The 15935-nt window shown below is 66.4% G+C and carries 17 protein-coding genes and 1 pseudogene; 16 read left to right on the plus strand and 2 right to left on the minus strand.

From position 1 onward, the window contains the following. The first annotated feature begins 6 nt into the window (after positions 1-6). The 16 genes and pseudogenes from folE to AWC06_RS14500 all read left to right on the plus strand — a co-directional run bounded on the left by folE (position 7) and on the right by AWC06_RS14500 (position 14278). Positions 7-624 carry a GTP cyclohydrolase I FolE gene (gene folE, locus AWC06_RS14425; RefSeq protein WP_085198686.1) on the plus strand — a complete coding sequence of 206 codons (618 nt, stop codon included), beginning with the start codon at positions 7-9 and terminating at the stop codon, positions 622-624. Beyond that, on the plus strand, positions 621-1454 hold the full coding sequence (gene folP, locus AWC06_RS14430) for a dihydropteroate synthase (RefSeq protein WP_139820068.1): 834 nt from the start codon (positions 621-623) through the stop codon (positions 1452-1454). The genes folE and folP overlap by 4 nt, the downstream gene beginning before the upstream one ends. Further along, entirely contained in the window at positions 1447-1848 is a 402-nt protein-coding gene (folB, locus tag AWC06_RS14435; protein ID WP_085198688.1) for a dihydroneopterin aldolase, read from the plus strand. The genes folP and folB overlap by 8 nt, the downstream gene beginning before the upstream one ends. Continuing rightward, positions 1845-2369, plus strand: coding sequence for a 2-amino-4-hydroxy-6-hydroxymethyldihydropteridine diphosphokinase (folK, locus tag AWC06_RS14440; RefSeq protein ID WP_085198689.1), 525 nt, complete (start codon positions 1845-1847; stop codon positions 2367-2369). The genes folB and folK overlap by 4 nt, the downstream gene beginning before the upstream one ends. Beyond that, on the plus strand, positions 2369-2845 hold the full coding sequence (locus AWC06_RS14445) for a DUF3180 domain-containing protein (protein WP_085198690.1): 477 nt from the start codon (positions 2369-2371) through the stop codon (positions 2843-2845). The genes folK and AWC06_RS14445 overlap by 1 nt, the downstream gene beginning before the upstream one ends. Before the next feature lie 139 nt (positions 2846-2984). Further along, a pseudogene (locus tag AWC06_RS23985) lies at positions 2985-3441 on the plus strand (DUF6779 domain-containing protein); the annotation flags it as partial. Positions 3442-4625: 1184 nt separating this feature from the next. Next, positions 4626-5513, plus strand: a complete 888-nt coding sequence (locus tag AWC06_RS14455; RefSeq protein WP_085198691.1) for a Rossmann-like and DUF2520 domain-containing protein — start codon at positions 4626-4628, stop codon at positions 5511-5513. Next, a complete protein-coding gene (gene panC, locus AWC06_RS14460; RefSeq protein ID WP_085198692.1) occupies positions 5510-6445 on the plus strand; it encodes a pantoate--beta-alanine ligase in 936 nt (311 codons plus the stop codon). Before AWC06_RS14455 ends, panC begins: the two co-directional genes overlap by 4 nt. Further along, on the plus strand, positions 6445-6852 hold the full coding sequence (gene panD, locus AWC06_RS14465; RefSeq protein ID WP_085198693.1) for an aspartate 1-decarboxylase: 408 nt from the start codon (positions 6445-6447) through the stop codon (positions 6850-6852). Before panC ends, panD begins: the two co-directional genes overlap by 1 nt. 2 nt (positions 6853-6854) lie before the next feature. Continuing rightward, on the plus strand, positions 6855-7670 hold the full coding sequence (locus AWC06_RS14470; RefSeq protein WP_085198694.1) for a type III pantothenate kinase: 816 nt from the start codon (positions 6855-6857) through the stop codon (positions 7668-7670). A 116-nt stretch (positions 7671-7786) separates the two neighbouring features. Beyond that, positions 7787-9286, plus strand: coding sequence for a lysine--tRNA ligase (gene lysS, locus AWC06_RS14475; RefSeq protein ID WP_085198695.1), 1500 nt, complete (start codon positions 7787-7789; stop codon positions 9284-9286). Positions 9287-9402: 116 nt separating this feature from the next. Further along, the gene (gene lsr2 / locus AWC06_RS14480) at positions 9403-9738 is read left to right on the plus strand and encodes a histone-like nucleoid-structuring protein Lsr2 (protein WP_085199013.1); all 336 of its coding nucleotides are present in this window, start codon (positions 9403-9405) and stop codon (positions 9736-9738) included. 233 nt (positions 9739-9971) lie between these two features. Beyond that, the gene (clpC1, locus tag AWC06_RS14485; RefSeq protein ID WP_085198696.1) at positions 9972-12524 is read left to right on the plus strand and encodes an ATP-dependent protease ATP-binding subunit ClpC; all 2553 of its coding nucleotides are present in this window, start codon (positions 9972-9974) and stop codon (positions 12522-12524) included. A gap of 187 nt (positions 12525-12711) precedes the next feature. Further along, positions 12712-12927 (plus strand): CbtB domain-containing protein, encoded by a 216-nt coding sequence (locus AWC06_RS14490; RefSeq protein ID WP_085198697.1) that lies wholly within the window; start codon positions 12712-12714, stop codon positions 12925-12927. A gap of 8 nt (positions 12928-12935) precedes the next feature. Next, entirely contained in the window at positions 12936-13727 is a 792-nt protein-coding gene (locus AWC06_RS14495) for a CbtA family protein (protein WP_085198698.1), read from the plus strand. Then, positions 13724-14278 carry a histidine phosphatase family protein gene (locus AWC06_RS14500; RefSeq protein ID WP_085198699.1) on the plus strand — a complete coding sequence of 185 codons (555 nt, stop codon included), beginning with the start codon at positions 13724-13726 and terminating at the stop codon, positions 14276-14278. Before AWC06_RS14495 ends, AWC06_RS14500 begins: the two co-directional genes overlap by 4 nt. Here the strand turns inward: AWC06_RS14500 and AWC06_RS14505 are convergent. After that, a complete protein-coding gene (locus AWC06_RS14505; RefSeq protein WP_085198700.1) occupies positions 14275-15642 on the minus strand; it encodes a serine hydrolase in 1368 nt (455 codons plus the stop codon). The two genes, AWC06_RS14500 and AWC06_RS14505, sit on opposite strands and share 4 nt — an antisense overlap. Then, complete coding sequence (gene mhuD / locus AWC06_RS14510; protein ID WP_085198701.1) at positions 15617-15934, minus strand: mycobilin-forming heme oxygenase MhuD; 318 nt, start codon at positions 15932-15934, stop codon at positions 15617-15619. The genes AWC06_RS14505 and mhuD overlap by 26 nt, the downstream gene beginning before the upstream one ends. Between the last annotated feature and the right edge of the window lies 1 nt (position 15935).

The following is a 15935-nucleotide window of genomic DNA, read 5'->3' on the forward strand; positions in this document are numbered from 1 at the left end:
GCTTCAATGGCTTCAACCGCACGGCCGAATTCCCGAACAGTGACCTTGCGCACCCCGGTTTTCGACCAGGCGCGCGCCGAGGCCGCGATCCGCGAGTTGCTCTACGCGATCGGAGAGGACCCGGATCGGCACGGGTTGGAGGACACCCCGGCCCGGGTCGCACGGACCTATCGCGAGATGTTCGCCGGTCTCTACACCGACCCGGACAGCGTGCTGGACACCACGTTCGACGAACAGCATGACGAGTTGGTGATGATCAAGGACATTCCCTTGTACTCCACCTGCGAACACCATCTGGTGGCGTTTCACGGTGTGGCGCACGTAGGTTACATCCCCGGACACGACGGCCGAGTGACCGGATTGTCCAAGATTGCACGTTTGGTCGATCTGTACGCCAAGCGGCCACAGGTGCAGGAGCGGCTTACCGCGCAGATCGCAGACGCACTGATGCGCAAGCTCGATCCGCGGGGGGTCATCGTCGTGGTCGAAGCCGAACACCTGTGCATGTCCATGCGCGGTGTCCGTAAGCCGGGCGCGGTCACCACGACGTCGGCTGTACGCGGACAATTCAAGTCCGACAGTGCATCTCGAGCCGAAGCGCTGGAACTGATCTTGCGCAAGTGAGCACCGCACGCGTTCAAGTCATGGGGGTGGTGAACGTCACCGATGACTCGTTCTCGGATGGCGGGCGCTACCTGGACGCTGATCGCGCCGTCGAGCATGGCCTGGAATTGACCGCCGAGGGTGCGACGATCATCGACGTCGGAGGCGAGTCGACTCGACCTGGCGCGGTCCGGGTCGACGCGCGCGTTGAGACTGCCCGCGTCGTGCCTGTCGTCAAAGCGCTTGCTTCACAAGGTATTACAGTCAGCATCGACACGATGCACGCCGCTGTGGCGCGGGTGGCACTGGAAAATGGCGCCAAGATTGTCAATGACGTGTCCGGCGGGCGCGCCGATAAGGCCATGGCCCCGCTGCTCGTCGAGGCCGGTGTGCCGTGGGTGCTGATGCACTGGCGGTCGGTATCGGCTGAGCGTCCGCACGAGGTGCCGCACTACCGCGATGTCGTGGCCGAAGTGCGCGCCGACCTGCTCGCCGGCGTCGACGACGCAGTGGCCGCGGGCGTGGATCCCGCGAAGGTGATCATCGATCCCGGTCTCGGATTCGCCAAGACGGCCCAGCACAATTGGGTGTTACTGCACGCGCTGCCGGAGCTGGTGGCCACCGGTGTCCCGGTGCTGCTGGGAGCTTCTCGCAAACGGTTCCTGGGAACGCTGCTGGCCGGTCCCGACGGCGCCGTGCGACCACCCGACGGACGTGAGACCGCTACCGCGGTGGTCTCCGCGCTGGCCGCGCTGCACGGCGCCTGGGGTGTGCGGGTGCACAACGTGCGTGCCTCGGTCGACGCGCTCAAGGTGGTGACCGCTTGGAGCCAAGGGGTGGCGGATGGCTGATCGAATCGAGTTGCGCGGCTTGACCGTTCGCGGTCGGCACGGAGTATTCGAGCACGAACGCGCGCAGGGCCAGGACTTCGTCGTCGACATCACCGTCTGGATTGACCTGGTCGACGCCGCCACCAGCGACGACTTGGCAGACACCTATGACTATGGGGCACTCGCTCAGCGGGCGGCCGATATCGTAGCCGGGCCGGCGCGCAACCTCATCGAAACCGTCGCCGGCGAGATCGCCGAGGATGTGATGAACGACAAGCGAGTTCACGCGGTCGAAGTGACAGTGCACAAACCGCAGGCCCCGATTCCGCACACCTTCGCCGATGTGGCGGTGGTGGCACGCCGGTCACGGCGCGGCGGCCGTGGTTCCGTGATTCCCGCCGGAGGCGCCCGGTGAGTCGCGTGGTGCTGTCCATCGGATCGAACCTTGGTGACCGACTGGCCCGGTTGCAGTCAGTGGTCGACCGGCTGGGCGGTTCGGTGCGGGCGATCTCGCCGGTCTATGAGACGGCGGCGTGGGGTGGTGTCGAACAGGGCCCGTTTCTCAACGCGGTGGTGATCGCCGAGGACGCCGCGCTCGACGGGCACGGCTGGTTGCGTTGCGCTCAAGAGATGGAGCGAGCGGCCGATCGGGTGCGCGGCCAGCGCTGGGGTCCGCGCACCCTCGACGTGGACCTGATCAGCTGTTACGACGACGGCACGGAGGTGTTTTCCCTGGGCGACGGTCTGACGCTGCCGCATCCGCTGGCCCATCTGCGGGCCTTCGTGTTGGTTCCATGGCTGGCGGTCGACCCCGATGCCCAGCTGACGGTGGCCGGCGGTAAGCGGCCGGTCGTCAAGCTGCTGGCCGAATTGGATCCGGCCGATCGCGCTGGTGTCCGGATGACCGATCTGGTGCTCAAGCCGCAGGCCGGCTGATGGGGCCGACGAGGAAGCGTGACCTCACGGCGGCGGTCGTCGGCACCGCTGTGGTCGGGTACCTGCTCGTCGTCCTGTTGTACCGCTGGTTTCCACCGATCACGGTGTGGACGGGGTTGTCGCTGCTTGCGGTTGCCATCGCCGAGGCGCTGTGGGGCCGCTACATCCGGGCCAAAATCAGCGACGGCGAGATTGGCGACGGGCCGGGCTGGCTGCATCCGCTCGCGGTGGCCCGCAGCCTGGTGATCGCCAAGGCGTCGGCATGGGTCGGTGCACTGGTTACCGGCTGGTGGATCGGCGTGCTGGTGTACCTGCTGCCGCGGCGGTCGTGGCAGCGGGTGGCCGGCGAGGACACCGCCGGCACAGCGGTCGCGGCGGTAAGCGCGCTGGCTTTGGTGGTCGCCGCGCTGTGGCTGCAACATTGCTGCAAGTCGCCGCAGGATCCGACCGAGCACGGGGAGGGCGCCGAAAGTTAGCTTCGCGCGGCGACATCCCTGACGCGAGCACCCCGGATCGGGGCCTTCCGCTTGCCGGGAGACGCGGACAATCGGTCCAGGTGAGAATCGCCGGAGTACGGCGACACGCGCAATGACCTCGGCCCGGTACAGTCGGGCCATGACCGTTCTGTCCCGCGGCGCTCGGGTCCGGCGCGGCGGCCGCAGGCCGGGTTGGCTCCTGCTGACGGCGTTGCTGGTCCTCGCCATCGCGGCGAGTTCCGCACTCGTTTTCACCAACCGCGTGGAGCTTCTCAAGCTCGCCGTGATCCTGGCGCTGTGGGCCGCGGTGGTCGCTGCATTCGTGTCGGTGATCTATCGCCGGCAAAGCGACGTGGACGCGGCCCGGGCGCGAGACCTCAAGCTGGTTTACGACTTGCAACTGGACCGGGAAATCTCGGCCCGCCGCGAGTATGAGCTGACGGTGGAGTCTCAGCTGCGTCGCGAGCTGGCAACCGAACTGCGTGCCCACGCGGCCGAGGAAGTGGCGGCGTTGCGGGCCGAGCTGGCGGCGCTGCGCACCAATCTGGAGATTCTCTTCGACGCTGAGCTCAACGATCGGCCGGCGTTGGAGACTGAACGCAGGACTGTGCGTGGTTACAGCGACTGGGATCGCGACAACGAAACCGCACGCGAACGCATCAACCGCGTCACCTCCGTGCGAGCTGAAGAGCCCCCCAGGCGGACGGACGACGCGATCATCGACGTGCCCGAGGAACCGCTGGCTCCGCCACCGCGACAGCCCGCGGCCCCGAGCTACGACCCCGCATACTCCTACCAGCCTCCCGAGGCATATCGGACGGCTGAGCGGTGGAGCGCCCCCGATCGGTTCCAGCCTGAGCCGGCGCGGCGTCCCCGCAGTCGCCACGAAGCACCGCCGCCCTACGAGCCGCCACCGCAGCCCGCGCCTCCGCGCTACGAGCCTGCGGCGCAGGAGGTCCCCCGGTACGAGGCGCCACCACCGCCCGAGCCCCCGCGCTACGAGGCACCCCCACAACCCGAGGCGCCGCCGCAATACGAGCCACCCCCGCAATACGAGCCGCGATTCGCACCTCCCCCCACGCCGCCACAGCCGATACCGGAGCAGCCGCAGCCCGGATGGTCGCCACCTACTGAGGCGCCTCGACGTCAGGATTCGGCCAGCGAGTGGCGGCCGATTGGCGCAGAGGGACAGTGGTCGCCCCCGGGAACTCCTGGCAGCAGTTGGATCACCGAGTCCGATGACGCCAGGACCGGGCCGGAGGAGAAGGCGATCTTTGAGCCCCCGCCCGCGCAGCGGCGCGGTCGGCATGCCAGGACCGCCGAGCCGATGCCGGGGCAGGCCGACGAGCCCACATCCGATTGGGGCGATAGCGGTCGCCGCGCGCGGGCCCGTCATTACGCCGAAGACGCCGACTCTGCTTTCGGCGGGTCCGCGACACCGGCGCCCGCAATGTCGCCGGCCCCGCCTCCGACGCCACCGCCACCACCCGCGCCGGCGGACAAAGCCCCGGCGATGTCGCCGCCGGCGGCTCCGGCGGCGCGGCATCGCAGCACCGATTCCTTCGATACCGACGGCCCGCCGACCGGCAGCCAGTCGGTCGCCGACCTGCTGGCGCGGCTACAGGCCACCCCGACCGGAGGTGGCCGGCGTCGCCGCCGCGAGGAGTGAGCAAAGCCACTTCGCGGATTTGAGCGCCGCCACGGTAGAGTCTTGATGACCGTCCGGTACCCGCGCCGCGGGACTGGAACGAACTAACAAACTTGCGAGGCTTCGTCTGCGATGGTGCAGTTCGACGGGCTGCGCCCGGCCCGGCTCAAGGTGGGCGTCATCTCCGCCGGCCGGGTGGGCACCGCCCTGGGGGCCGCCCTGGAGCGCGTCGACCACGTCGTTGTGGCATACAGCGCCGTTTCCCGGGCGTCGCGGCAGCGCGCCGAACGCTGGTTGCCTGACACGCCGGTGTCCCCCGTACCGGATGTTGCCGGCAACGCCGAGCTTCTGCTTTTGGCCGTGCCCGACACCGAACTGGCGGGGCTGGTCTCCGGTTTGGCCGCCACCTCGGCGGTGCGGCCGGGCACTATCGTCGCGCACACCTCGGGTGCCAACGGCATCGGCGTACTGGCACCCCTGACCGACTGCATACCGCTGGCCATCCACCCGGCAATGACATTCACCGGCTCCGACGAGGACATCTCCCGGCTATCGGACACCTGCTTCGGGATCACCGCGGCCGACGAGGTCGGGTACGCGATCGCGCAGTCACTGGTGCTGGAGATCGGCGGCGAGCCGTTCCGGGTCCGAGAAGAGGCGCGCACGTTGTATCACGCCGCCCTGGCCCATGCCGGCAACCACATCGTCACGGTGCTGGCAGACGCAGTGGACGCCCTGCGGGCCGCGTTGCCCGGAGAACTCGGCCTCGACGACCCCGACGGCATTGCGGAACGGGTGCTCGGGCCGTTGGCGCGAGCGGCGCTGGAGAACACGCTTGAGAGCGGGCAGGCCGCGCTCACCGGTCCGGTCGCACGGGGTGACGCGGGCGCCGTCGCCGATCACCTGAACGCGCTGGCCGCAGTCGACCCGCAGTTGGCGGAGGCGTACCGGGTGAACGCCTTGCGCACGGCACAGCGAGCGGATGCTCGCGATGAAGTCTTCGAGGTGTTGGCACGGTGACGATCAACGGTGCGCCGACGTTCACCGCCGGCCAACTCAACGTATATCCGGACCCATGTGATGTCGCCGACGTCAGCCGGGCGCTGCGGCATACCGGCCGGCGGGTGATGCTGGTGCCCACGATGGGCGCCCTGCACGACGGCCATCTTGCCTTGGTCCGCGCCGCCAAACGGGTGCCCGGCGCTGTGGTGGTGGTGTCCATCTTCGTCAACCCGCTACAGTTCGGCGCCGGCGAAGACCTCGACGCTTACCCGCGGATCGTCGACGACGATTTGGCGCTGCTGCGCGGCGAAGGCGTTGAGATCGTGTTCACCCCAAGTGTTTCGGCCATGTACCCGGACGGACGCCGCACCGCCGTGCAGCCCGGACCGCTCGGGTCCGAACTCGAGGGCGCCGCCCGGCCAAGCCATTTCGCCGGCGTGCTGACCGTCGTGCTGAAACTGTTGCAGATCGTGCGGCCCGATCGGGTCTTCTTCGGCGAGAAGGATTATCAGCAGCTCGTCCTGGTACGCCAGATGGTCGCCGACCTCAACGTCGACGTGCGGGTTGTCGGCGTGCCGATTGTGCGTGAATCCGACGGCCTGGCGATGTCTTCGCGCAATCGCTACCTCGCCCCGGCGCAGCGGGAACTGGCGAGCGCTCTGTCGGCGGCGCTGTTGGCAGGCACACATGCCGCGCCGGCCGGTGCGGATGCCGCGCTGGCGGCGGCGCGCGACGTGCTGGCGAAAATCCCCGCGATCGACGTCGACTATCTGGAGGTCCGCGACCCTGCACTGGGGCCCGCTCCGACCAGCGGCTCCGGCCGGTTGTTGGTCGCGGCCCGGCTCGGCACGACCAGGCTTCTCGACAATGTCGCAATCGAAATCGGAACTGCCGTCGGCATCGACGGGCGCGAGGCGACCGGACATTACGAAACATCCTGGAGGAACTGATGTTACGGACAATGCTCAAGTCGAAGATCCACCGGGCAACCGTCACGCAGGCGGATCTGCATTACGTCGGCTCGGTGACCATCGACGCAGACTTGATGGACGCGGCAGACCTGCTCGAGGGCGAGCAGGTGACCATCGTCGACATCGACAACGGGGCTCGGTTGGTCACCTACGCCATCACCGGTCAGCGTGGTAGTGGGGTGATCGGAATCAACGGGGCCGCAGCGCATCTTGTACATCCCGGTGACTTGGTGATCCTGATCGCCTACGCAACCATGGACGACGCCGAAGCCCGCACCTACCAACCGCGGATCGTGTTCGTCGACGCCAATAACCGGCCGACCGACCTCGGCCACGATCCGGCGTTCGTGCCTGACGACGCCGGCGAACTTCTTTCCCCGCGGTAGTCGTGCTCCTCGCGATCGACGTTCGCAACACGCACACCGTCGTCGGGCTGCTCTCCGGCTCCAAAGAGCACGCGAAGGTGGTGCAGCAGTGGCGAATACGCACCGAGTCCGAAATCACCGCCGACGAATTGGCGTTGACCATCGACGGCCTGATCGGGGACGACTCCGAACGGCTCACCGGCGCCGCGGCGCTATCCACTGTTCCGTCGGTGCTGCACGAGGTGCGGATCATGCTCGACCAGTACTGGCCGTCAGTGCCGCACGTGCTGATCGAGCCCGGCGTGCGCACCGGTATCCCGCTGCTGGTCGACAACCCGAAAGAGGTCGGTGCCGATCGAATCGTCAACTGCCTGGCGGCTTTTCAGAAATACGCCACCGCTGCCATCGTGATCGACTTCGGTTCGTCGATCTGCGTGGACGTCGTGTCAGCCAAAGGTGAATTCCTCGGCGGCGCCATCGCGCCCGGCGTTCAGGTCTCGTCCGACGCCGCCGCGGCGCGCTCCGCGGCATTGCGGCGGGTGGAACTGGCCCGGCCGCGTTCGGTGGTCGGCAAAAACACCGTCGAATGCATGCAGGCCGGCGCGGTTTTCGGTTTCGCCGGGCTGGTGGAGGGCTTGGTCCAACGCATCCGCGACGACGTGGACGGTTTCGCCGGCGACGATGTCACGGTGGTGGCCACCGGGCATACCGCTCCGCTGCTGTTGGCCGAACTGGACTCCGTCGACCACTACGACCCGCATTTGACTCTGCACGGGCTGCGGCTGGTCTTCGAACGCAACCGGGACAACCAGCGCGGGCGGCTCAAAACGGCCCGCTGACCGCCGGTCTCCTCAAGTGTGCGTCCTGGGCGCCGACACGCCGACGGGCAGCGCCTTCAGCGCACACTCGAAGCCGTGAACGCACACTCGACGCCCGATCATTAAGCTGGCACGTCGTGAGCGCCGCCGAGTCCGACATTCCCGAGCAGTATCGGATCCGCCGGGACAAGCGGGCTCGGCTGTTGGCGGAGGGCCGCGATCCATACCCCGTGGCCGTCGCGCGCACCCAAACGCTGGCCCAGATCCGGGCCGCCTATCCCGACCTGCCCGCCGATGAGGCCACCGGTGACATCGTCGGCGTCGCCGGCCGGGTCATTTTCATTCGCAATTCGGGCAAATTGTGTTTTGCGACACTTCAAGAGGGCGACGGCACCCAATTGCAGGTGATGCTCAGCCTCGCCAGTGTCGGTCAGGAAGCCCTCGACGCGTGGAAGGCCGACGTCGATATCGGCGACATCGTCTGCGTGCACGGCGAGGTGATCAGTTCACGCCGCGGCGAGCTGTCCGTTCTCGGCGATTCCTGGCAAATGGCGTCGAAGGCGCTGCGGCCGCTGCCCGTCGCCCACAAAGAGTTGAGCGAAGAGTCGCGGGTGCGCCAGCGCTATGTCGATTTGATCGCCCGGCCCCGGGCGCGCGACGTCGCCCGCCAGCGGATCGCCGTCGTCCGCGCAATACGCGCGGGATTGGAGCGGCGCGGCTTTCTCGAAGTCGAGACGCCGATCTTGCAGACTTTGGCCGGCGGCGCAGCGGCCCGACCGTTCGTGACACACTCCAATGCCCTTGACATCGATCTTTACCTGCGCATCGCGCCGGAACTGTTCCTGAAGCGTTGTGTTGTCGGCGGGTTTGACAAGGTCTTCGAACTTAATCGAGTGTTCCGAAACGAAGGCGCCGATTCCACCCATTCCCCGGAATTCTCCATGCTGGAGACCTATCAGGCGTATGGCACCTATGACGATTCCGCCGTTGTCACCCGTGAGCTTATTCAAGAGGTAGCCGACGACGCGATCGGTACCCGAGAACTCCCGATGCCTGACGGCAGTGTCTATGACATCGATGGAGAATGGGCCTCGATACAAATGTATCCGTCCCTTTCTGAAGCGCTCGGGGAAGAGATCACGCCGGAAACGACGGTCGACCGCTTACTCGGCATTGCCGACGCGCTCGGCGTCGAGGTTCCCGCCGACCGCGGTTATGGGCACGGCAAGCTCGTAGAGGAACTGTGGGAGCACACCGTCGGCGCCAAATTGACCGCGCCCACCTTCGTTAGGGACTTTCCTGTAGAGACAACGCCTTTGACCCGCCAGCATCGCAGCATCCCCGGTGTCACGGAGAAGTGGGATCTGTATCTGCACGGGGTCGAGCTCGCCACCGGATACTCGGAATTGATCGACCCGGTGATACAGCGGGAGAGATTCGCCGCACAAGCGCGCGCCGCGGCCGCCGGCGACGACGAGGCGATGGCACTCGATGAGGATTTTCTCGCCGCCCTCGAGTATGCGATGCCGCCGTGCACTGGAACGGGAATGGGTATCGATCGGTTGTTGATGGCATTGACTGGACTGTCAATTAGGGAGACAGTTTTGTTCCCTATTGTCCGGCCGTACACTAACTGAACTACTCTCAGCTTCTTGGTATTGAGAAATGGGTGTAGTTATGGCAGATTGATGCCACGGGGTGGTCGGACTACGTGCACAGTATGTGCACAGGAAGAAAGCGCGAGGGTGAGCCCATGGCAAAGAAAGTAACCGTCACGTTGGTCGATGATTTCGACGGCGAGGGCGCGGCCGATGAAACGGTCGAATTCGGGCTCGACGGCGTGACCTATGAGATTGATCTTTCGGCGAAGAATGCGACGAAACTGCGCGGCGACCTGAAGAAGTGGGTTGAAGCCGGCCGGCGGGTCGGCGGTCGGCGGCGTGGACGGTCGTCGGGCCGGGGCCGCGGCGCGATAGACCGCGAGCAGAGTGCGGCCATCCGGGAATGGGCCCGTCGCAACGGGCACAACGTTTCGACTCGGGGCCGCATCCCCGCCGACGTCATCGACGCATTCCACGCCGCGACCTAATACCGGACGCGCTTTCGCTGGCGGCGAACTGATCGCCTCTCGATGCGGGAAACGTTTCGGAGTATTTCCACGTTGCTCTGTTGCGGCTGGGTTAGCTACAGGTAACTCCGGGCATCTTGGTGTTGCGGGAGCGACGGCGAGGTAGGAACCCCGGCCAGCCGCCCATTACAGTGGATGGCAGGTACGCGACGCCAACCGCTGTACCGATGGTGAGGGAGAGCAGGTAACCACCAATGTTTGAGCGATTTACCGACCGTGCCCGCAGGGTCGTCGTCCTGGCGCAAGAAGAGGCCCGGATGCTCAACCACAACTACATCGGCACTGAGCACATCCTGCTGGGCCTCATCCACGAAGGCGAAGGCGTAGCGGCAAAGTCACTGGAGTCGCTGGGAATCTCGCTGGAAGGCGTTCGCAGCCAGGTCGAGGAGATCATCGGCCAGGGCCAGCAGGCGCCGTCCGGGCACATCCCGTTCACCCCGCGCGCCAAGAAGGTGCTGGAGCTTTCGCTGCGCGAGGCGCTGCAGCTCGGCCACAACTACATCGGCACCGAGCACATCCTGCTCGGCTTGATCCGTGAAGGCGAGGGCGTTGCCGCCCAGGTGTTGGTCAAGCTCGGCGCCGAGCTGACTCGGGTGCGTCAGCAGGTCATCCAGCTGCTGTCCGGCTACCAGGGCAAGGAGACCGCTGAGGCCGGCACAGGTGGTCGGGGCGGCGAATCCGGCAGCCCGTCCACATCGCTGGTGCTCGACCAGTTCGGCCGCAACCTGACGGCTGCCGCAATGGAGGGCAAGCTCGACCCGGTCATCGGCCGCGAGAAGGAAATCGAGCGGGTGATGCAGGTGTTGAGCCGTCGCACCAAAAACAACCCGGTGCTGATCGGCGAGCCCGGCGTCGGCAAGACCGCCGTCGTCGAGGGCCTGGCGCAGAACATCGTGCACGGCGACGTGCCCGAGACGCTGAAGGACAAGCAGCTCTACACGCTGGACCTCGGTTCACTGGTCGCGGGCTCACGGTATCGCGGTGACTTCGAGGAACGCCTGAAGAAGGTGCTCAAGGAGATCAACACCCGCGGCGACATCATCCTGTTCATCGACGAGCTGCACACGCTGGTCGGGGCGGGCGCCGCCGAGGGCGCAATCGACGCCGCGTCGATCCTGAAGCCCAAGCTGGCCCGCGGCGAACTGCAAACCATCGGCGCCACCACGCTCGACGAGTACCGCAAGTACATCGAGAAGGATGCCGCGCTGGAGCGCCGCTTCCAGCCGGTGCAGGTCGGCGAGCCGACGGTGGAGCACACCATCGAGATCCTCAAGGGTCTGCGGGACCGCTACGAGGCGCACCACCGGGTGTCCATCACCGACTCCGCGATCACGGCCGCTGCCAGCCTGGCCGACCGGTACATCAACGACCGGTTCCTGCCGGACAAGGCGATCGACCTGATCGACGAGGCGGGTGCGCGGATGCGGATCCGCCGGATGACGGCTCCGCCAGACCTGCGCGAGTTCGACGAGAAGATCGCCGAAGCGCGCCGCGAGAAGGAGTCCGCGATCGACGCGCAGGACTTCGAGAAGGCGGCCAGCCTCCGCGACCGTGAAAAGCAACTGGTGGCCCAGCGCGCCGAGCGTGAAAAGCAATGGCGCTCTGGTGATCTCGACGTGGTCGCCGAAGTCGACGACGAGCAGATCGCCGAGGTGCTGGGCAACTGGACCGGTATCCCCGTGTTCAAGCTCACCGAGGCCGAGACCACCAGGCTGCTGCGCATGGAAGACGAGATCCACAAGCGCATCATCGGCCAGGAGGACGCGGTCAAGGCCGTCTCCAAGGCGATCCGTCGTACGCGCGCCGGGCTGAAGGACCCCAAGCGTCCGTCTGGTTCGTTCATCTTCGCCGGCCCGTCCGGGGTGGGTAAGACCGAGTTGTCCAAGGCGCTGGCCGAGTTTTTGTTCGGCGACGACGACGCGCTCATCCAGATCGACATGGGCGAGTTCCACGACCGGTTCACCGCGTCGCGGTTGTTCGGCGCACCGCCGGGATACGTCGGCTACGAGGAAGGTGGCCAGCTCACCGAGAAGGTGCGGCGCAAGCCGTTCTCCGTGGTGCTGTTCGACGAAATCGAGAAAGCACACCAGGAGATCTACAACAGCCTGTTGCAGGTGCTCGAGGACGGCCGGCTCACCGACGGGCAGGGTCGCACGGTCGACTTCAAGAACACCGTGCTGATCTTCACGTCCAATCTCGGCACGGCGGACATCTCCAAGGCGGTCGGTCTGGGCTTCACCCAGGGTGGCGGTGCCAACGACTACGAGCGGATGAAGCAGAAGGTCAACGACGAGCTGAAGAAGCACTTCCGCCCGGAGTTCCTCAACCGCATCGACGACATCATCGTCTTCCACCAGCTGACTCGCGAAGAGATCATCCGGATGGTCGAGCTGATGATCAACCGGGTCGAAAAGCAGCTCAAGAGCAAGGACATGGCGCTGGAGCTGACCGACAAGGCCAAGTCGCTGCTCGCCAAGCGCGGCTTCGATCCGGTGCTGGGTGCCCGTCCGTTGCGGCGCACGATCCAGCGCGAGATCGAGGACCAGCTTTCCGAGAAGATCCTGTTCGAGGAGGTCGGGCCGGGCCAGATCGTCACCGTCGACGTGGACAACTGGGACGGTGAGGGCGCCGGCGAGGACGCGAAGTTCACCTTCACCGGTACCCGTAAGCCGGCCGAGCCGGTCGAGCCGGACCTGGCGAAAGCCGGCGCGCATGCCGCCGGCGGCCCAGACACCCCCGCGCAGTAGCACCTAACCTCGCCGAGTGGCCAGTTAATCGCCTGTGCCGGGCAGGCCACGGTCTACACTGACCCGTGTTGTAGACGGGTAGCGGAATCTGGTGAGACTCCAGAACGGTCGCGCCACTGTACACAGTCAGACCCGCGGCCCGTCACCAGCACTCAGCAGGGACGCGTGATCCCAGAAGGAGTCAACTGTGGCCAATCCCCAGACAACTGGTCTCCAGGTCCGGTCTTTAGATCTCTCGGCAGCACGTGCGGCACTTTGGCTGGCGGGTACAGCTTTCCTGGCGTTGTTGGCGCTCTACTTTGTCGGTATCGACCAGGGTGCGGTGTCACTGTTCGGCAGTGACTCACACGTGCACGAATTCGTGCACGACGCACGGCATCTGCTCGGTTTCCCCTGCCACTGAACCGCCGCGTGGAGAAGCGTCTGATCGCGCGCGGTCTCCTCGCGGGGGTGGCCGGCGCAATATTGGCTTTCGTGTTCGCCCGCGTCTTTGCCGAGCCCGTTATCGCGCGCGCAATCGACTATGAGGACGGCCGCGCCCACGCGGCGTCCGCCCAAGGCGTACATGAACACGGCGTTGAGTTGTTCACCCGAGGGGTTCAGGTCAACGCGGGCTTGGGTTTCGGCGTGCTGATTTTCGGTGTAGCGATGGGCGCGCTGTTCGCCGTTCTGTTTTGTGTTGTCTACGGACGTGTGGGAGAGGTTGGGCCGCGGGCACTTTCGGTTCTGCTCGCGGTGGGATCATTCGCCGCGGTATACCTGGTTCCTTTTGTGAAGTATCCGCCCAATCCGCCAGCCGTGGGGCACGCGGACACCATCGGCGAGCGCACGGGTTGGTATCTGCTGATGGTTCTGACATCGGTGGTGCTTGCCGTCGCTGCGGCGTGGCTGGCCCGGGCGCTCGCGAGTCGAGTTGGCGCGTGGAACGCCGGGCTGATCGCGGTTGGGCTCTACACGCTGGTGGTGGCCGTGGTGATGTTCCTGCTGCCGACGGTGGACGAGACACCCGAACCGATCCGAGACGCACAGGGGGTGATCGTGTTCCCCGGGTTTTCCGCCGACGATCTGTACGACTTCAGGCTGGCTGCGCTGGGCACTCAACTGGTGCTGTGGGCGACCATCGGCCTCGTGTTCGCGACGCTCGCGGGGCGACTGCTGGGCGAGCGAGCGGAGAGCGGACGGGCGACGAGTATCGCGGCGTGACCGAAGTCGTCCGGCTGACGTTGGTGTCGCATGCGATGACCGATGCCATGGCAGCCGCGCGATTTCCTGCCGACGAACCGCTCAACGATGTCGGTCGTCGGCAGGCCGCGGCGGCGATTGGCATTGACCTCGACCGAGCAGCCCGGCAACTCGCCGGACCCGAGCAGCGTGCGCAGCAGACCGCGAAGCTGCTGGGTCTGCGGGCGGCGGCGGAACCGCGTTTAGCCGACCTCGAGTACGGACAGTGGTGCGGGGAGGAACTCAGCGATGTCGAGTCCGAAGCGCTGCAGAGCTGGCAGACCGATCCGGCCCAGGCGCCACCCGGGGGCGAATCGATCGTCACCCTGATCGACCGGGTTGCCGGTTGGCTGGATTCATTGACCTCCAACACGTTGCCGACGGTGGCAGTGACGCATCCCGCGGTGATTCGGGCGGCGATCCTGTTTGCACTTGACGCCCCACCGAAATCGTTCTGGCGCCTCGACATTGCGCCAGTCAGTCGCACAGTTATGCATTTCCGAGGGCAAGCCTGGACGCTTCGGTTGCCTTAGCGTTGCACTGGCAGCAGCGCGAACACCTGTTTGACGATCTTCAGCATCCAGCCGGTCACGGTCGGCCCATGGTCGCGCGCCCAATTCAGTTGGAAACTGAGCACCCACGGCTGGCCCGTCCGGTCGACCGCATACCAGCTGAACGTCAGGTCCCCGGGCAGTCCGCCCGCTTTGGCGCCGACGTAGGGCCATTCACGTCGGTCCAGGTCGACACCCGGGACGGCGGCCAAGATCTGCTTGACCGGCGCGGCGGCGCCGACCGCACCGGCCTGAAGCGCCACGTGCACCCGGCAGATGTCCTCAGCGCTGCCATACCATTCCGCGCCGTAACCCGAAGCCGGGGTGTGCGCGCGCTCCGGATCTGGTTGGTAGGCAAGGGAATCAGCGTGTTGGAGCAATTCGGCGCGGGCTTGCGCGGTGGTGGCGTGCTTCCACTGCTCGCGCAGATCCGGCCGCCCCCAGGCGACCGAGAACAACTCGTACATCGTCGGAAACGGCGTCATGGCGGCCGGATCGTGATGGCCCGCGTCGGCCAGCGCTCTTTCCACGGCGTGGGTGCCGACAATCCCGATCAGCATGTCGGTGGCCATGTTGTCGCTGGTGGCGATCATCTTTTCGGCCGCTTTGCGCACCGAAACATGCGCTCCGACAGGCAGTTCCATTCCGGAGCCGACCGCCTTGCCCTTGTCGGTGACCGTCAGCTGATCATCCCAGGACAGCGTGCCGGCCTTTACCGCCTCGGCCACCGCGTAGAGCACGTACAGCTTGAAGATCGACGCCAGCGGTAGCGATTGCGCGGTATTGGTGCCGGCCACCCGGTCGCATTTGCCGTCGTTGACCTTCGCGGCCTGCCAGGAGTAGCGGGCGCCGGTCTTGGTCAACGTGGCGTCGAGATCGCGCCAGGAGGAGATTTTCGGCGTCCGCGTGGTGACGTCGAACCCGTCCACCAGGGTGTTGTCGTCGGTGTGTATCCGCACGGACTGCTGCGCGCCGTAGGAGGAGGTGAGCCGCAGCGTGGCAGTTCCCGCACTGATGTCGACGCCTCTCAGCGTGAACGGCCGGTCCCACCAGAGTTCTTCCATGGTGGCCTCGACCTGTTCGACCATGTCGGGGGCGGCGAGGGTGCGAACGCCGACCGGGCCGATGGGCCAGTCCGAGTTCAGCATGTCGACGGTCTGCTGGGCTCGCAGGCCGGGTGGGGTTCTGATGTCGATCCGTACGCCGGGGTCCGCCGCGTGTGCGGACGGAGTCGGCGGCGGGGCGCAACCGGGAGCCAGGGTGGCGACCAGCGTGGCGGCGGCCGTCAGCGCGGCGACGCGGTGCCCGACCCGGCGCGGATTACGCCTTCTGGCCGGTTCCGGCAACGTCCAACACAACCTCGAATTCCAGCAGCGACGCCCCTGTTGCCACCGGATTGGCCCGGTGGCCGGCGTGGGCCTCGATCGCGGGCCCGGTCGCCCACGCCTGAAAGGCCTCTTCGGACTCCCACTGGGTCACCACGAAGTAGCGGTCTTCGCCCTTGACCGGGCGGAGCAACTGAAAGCCGAGGAAGCCCGGCGAGTTCTCGACGGCGTGCGCGCGATGGGCGAACCGCTTCTCCAATTCGGGGCCCGCGTCCGCGGGTACCTCGATTGCGTTGATCTTCACCACTGGCATG

Origin of the sequence: Mycobacterium fragae, from assembly GCF_002102185.1 — a bacterium.
Taxonomy (GTDB): domain Bacteria; phylum Actinomycetota; class Actinomycetes; order Mycobacteriales; family Mycobacteriaceae; genus Mycobacterium; species Mycobacterium fragae.

Coding starts and splice junctions, on each gene's coding strand:
- mhuD (WP_085198701.1), bottom strand. CDS start 15,934: ATGCCAGTGGTGAAGATCAACGCAATCGAGGTACCCGCGGACGCGGGC.
- AWC06_RS14455 (WP_085198691.1), top strand. CDS start 4,626: ATGGTGCAGTTCGACGGGCTGCGCCCGGCCCGGCTCAAGGTGGGCGTC.
- lsr2 (WP_085199013.1), top strand. CDS start 9,403: ATGGCAAAGAAAGTAACCGTCACGTTGGTCGATGATTTCGACGGCGAG.
- clpC1 (WP_085198696.1), top strand. CDS start 9,972: ATGTTTGAGCGATTTACCGACCGTGCCCGCAGGGTCGTCGTCCTGGCG.
- panD (WP_085198693.1), top strand. CDS start 6,445: ATGTTACGGACAATGCTCAAGTCGAAGATCCACCGGGCAACCGTCACG.
- AWC06_RS14445 (WP_085198690.1), top strand. CDS start 2,369: ATGGGGCCGACGAGGAAGCGTGACCTCACGGCGGCGGTCGTCGGCACC.
- folB (WP_085198688.1), top strand. CDS start 1,447: ATGGCTGATCGAATCGAGTTGCGCGGCTTGACCGTTCGCGGTCGGCAC.
- folE (WP_085198686.1), top strand. CDS start 7: ATGGCTTCAACCGCACGGCCGAATTCCCGAACAGTGACCTTGCGCACC.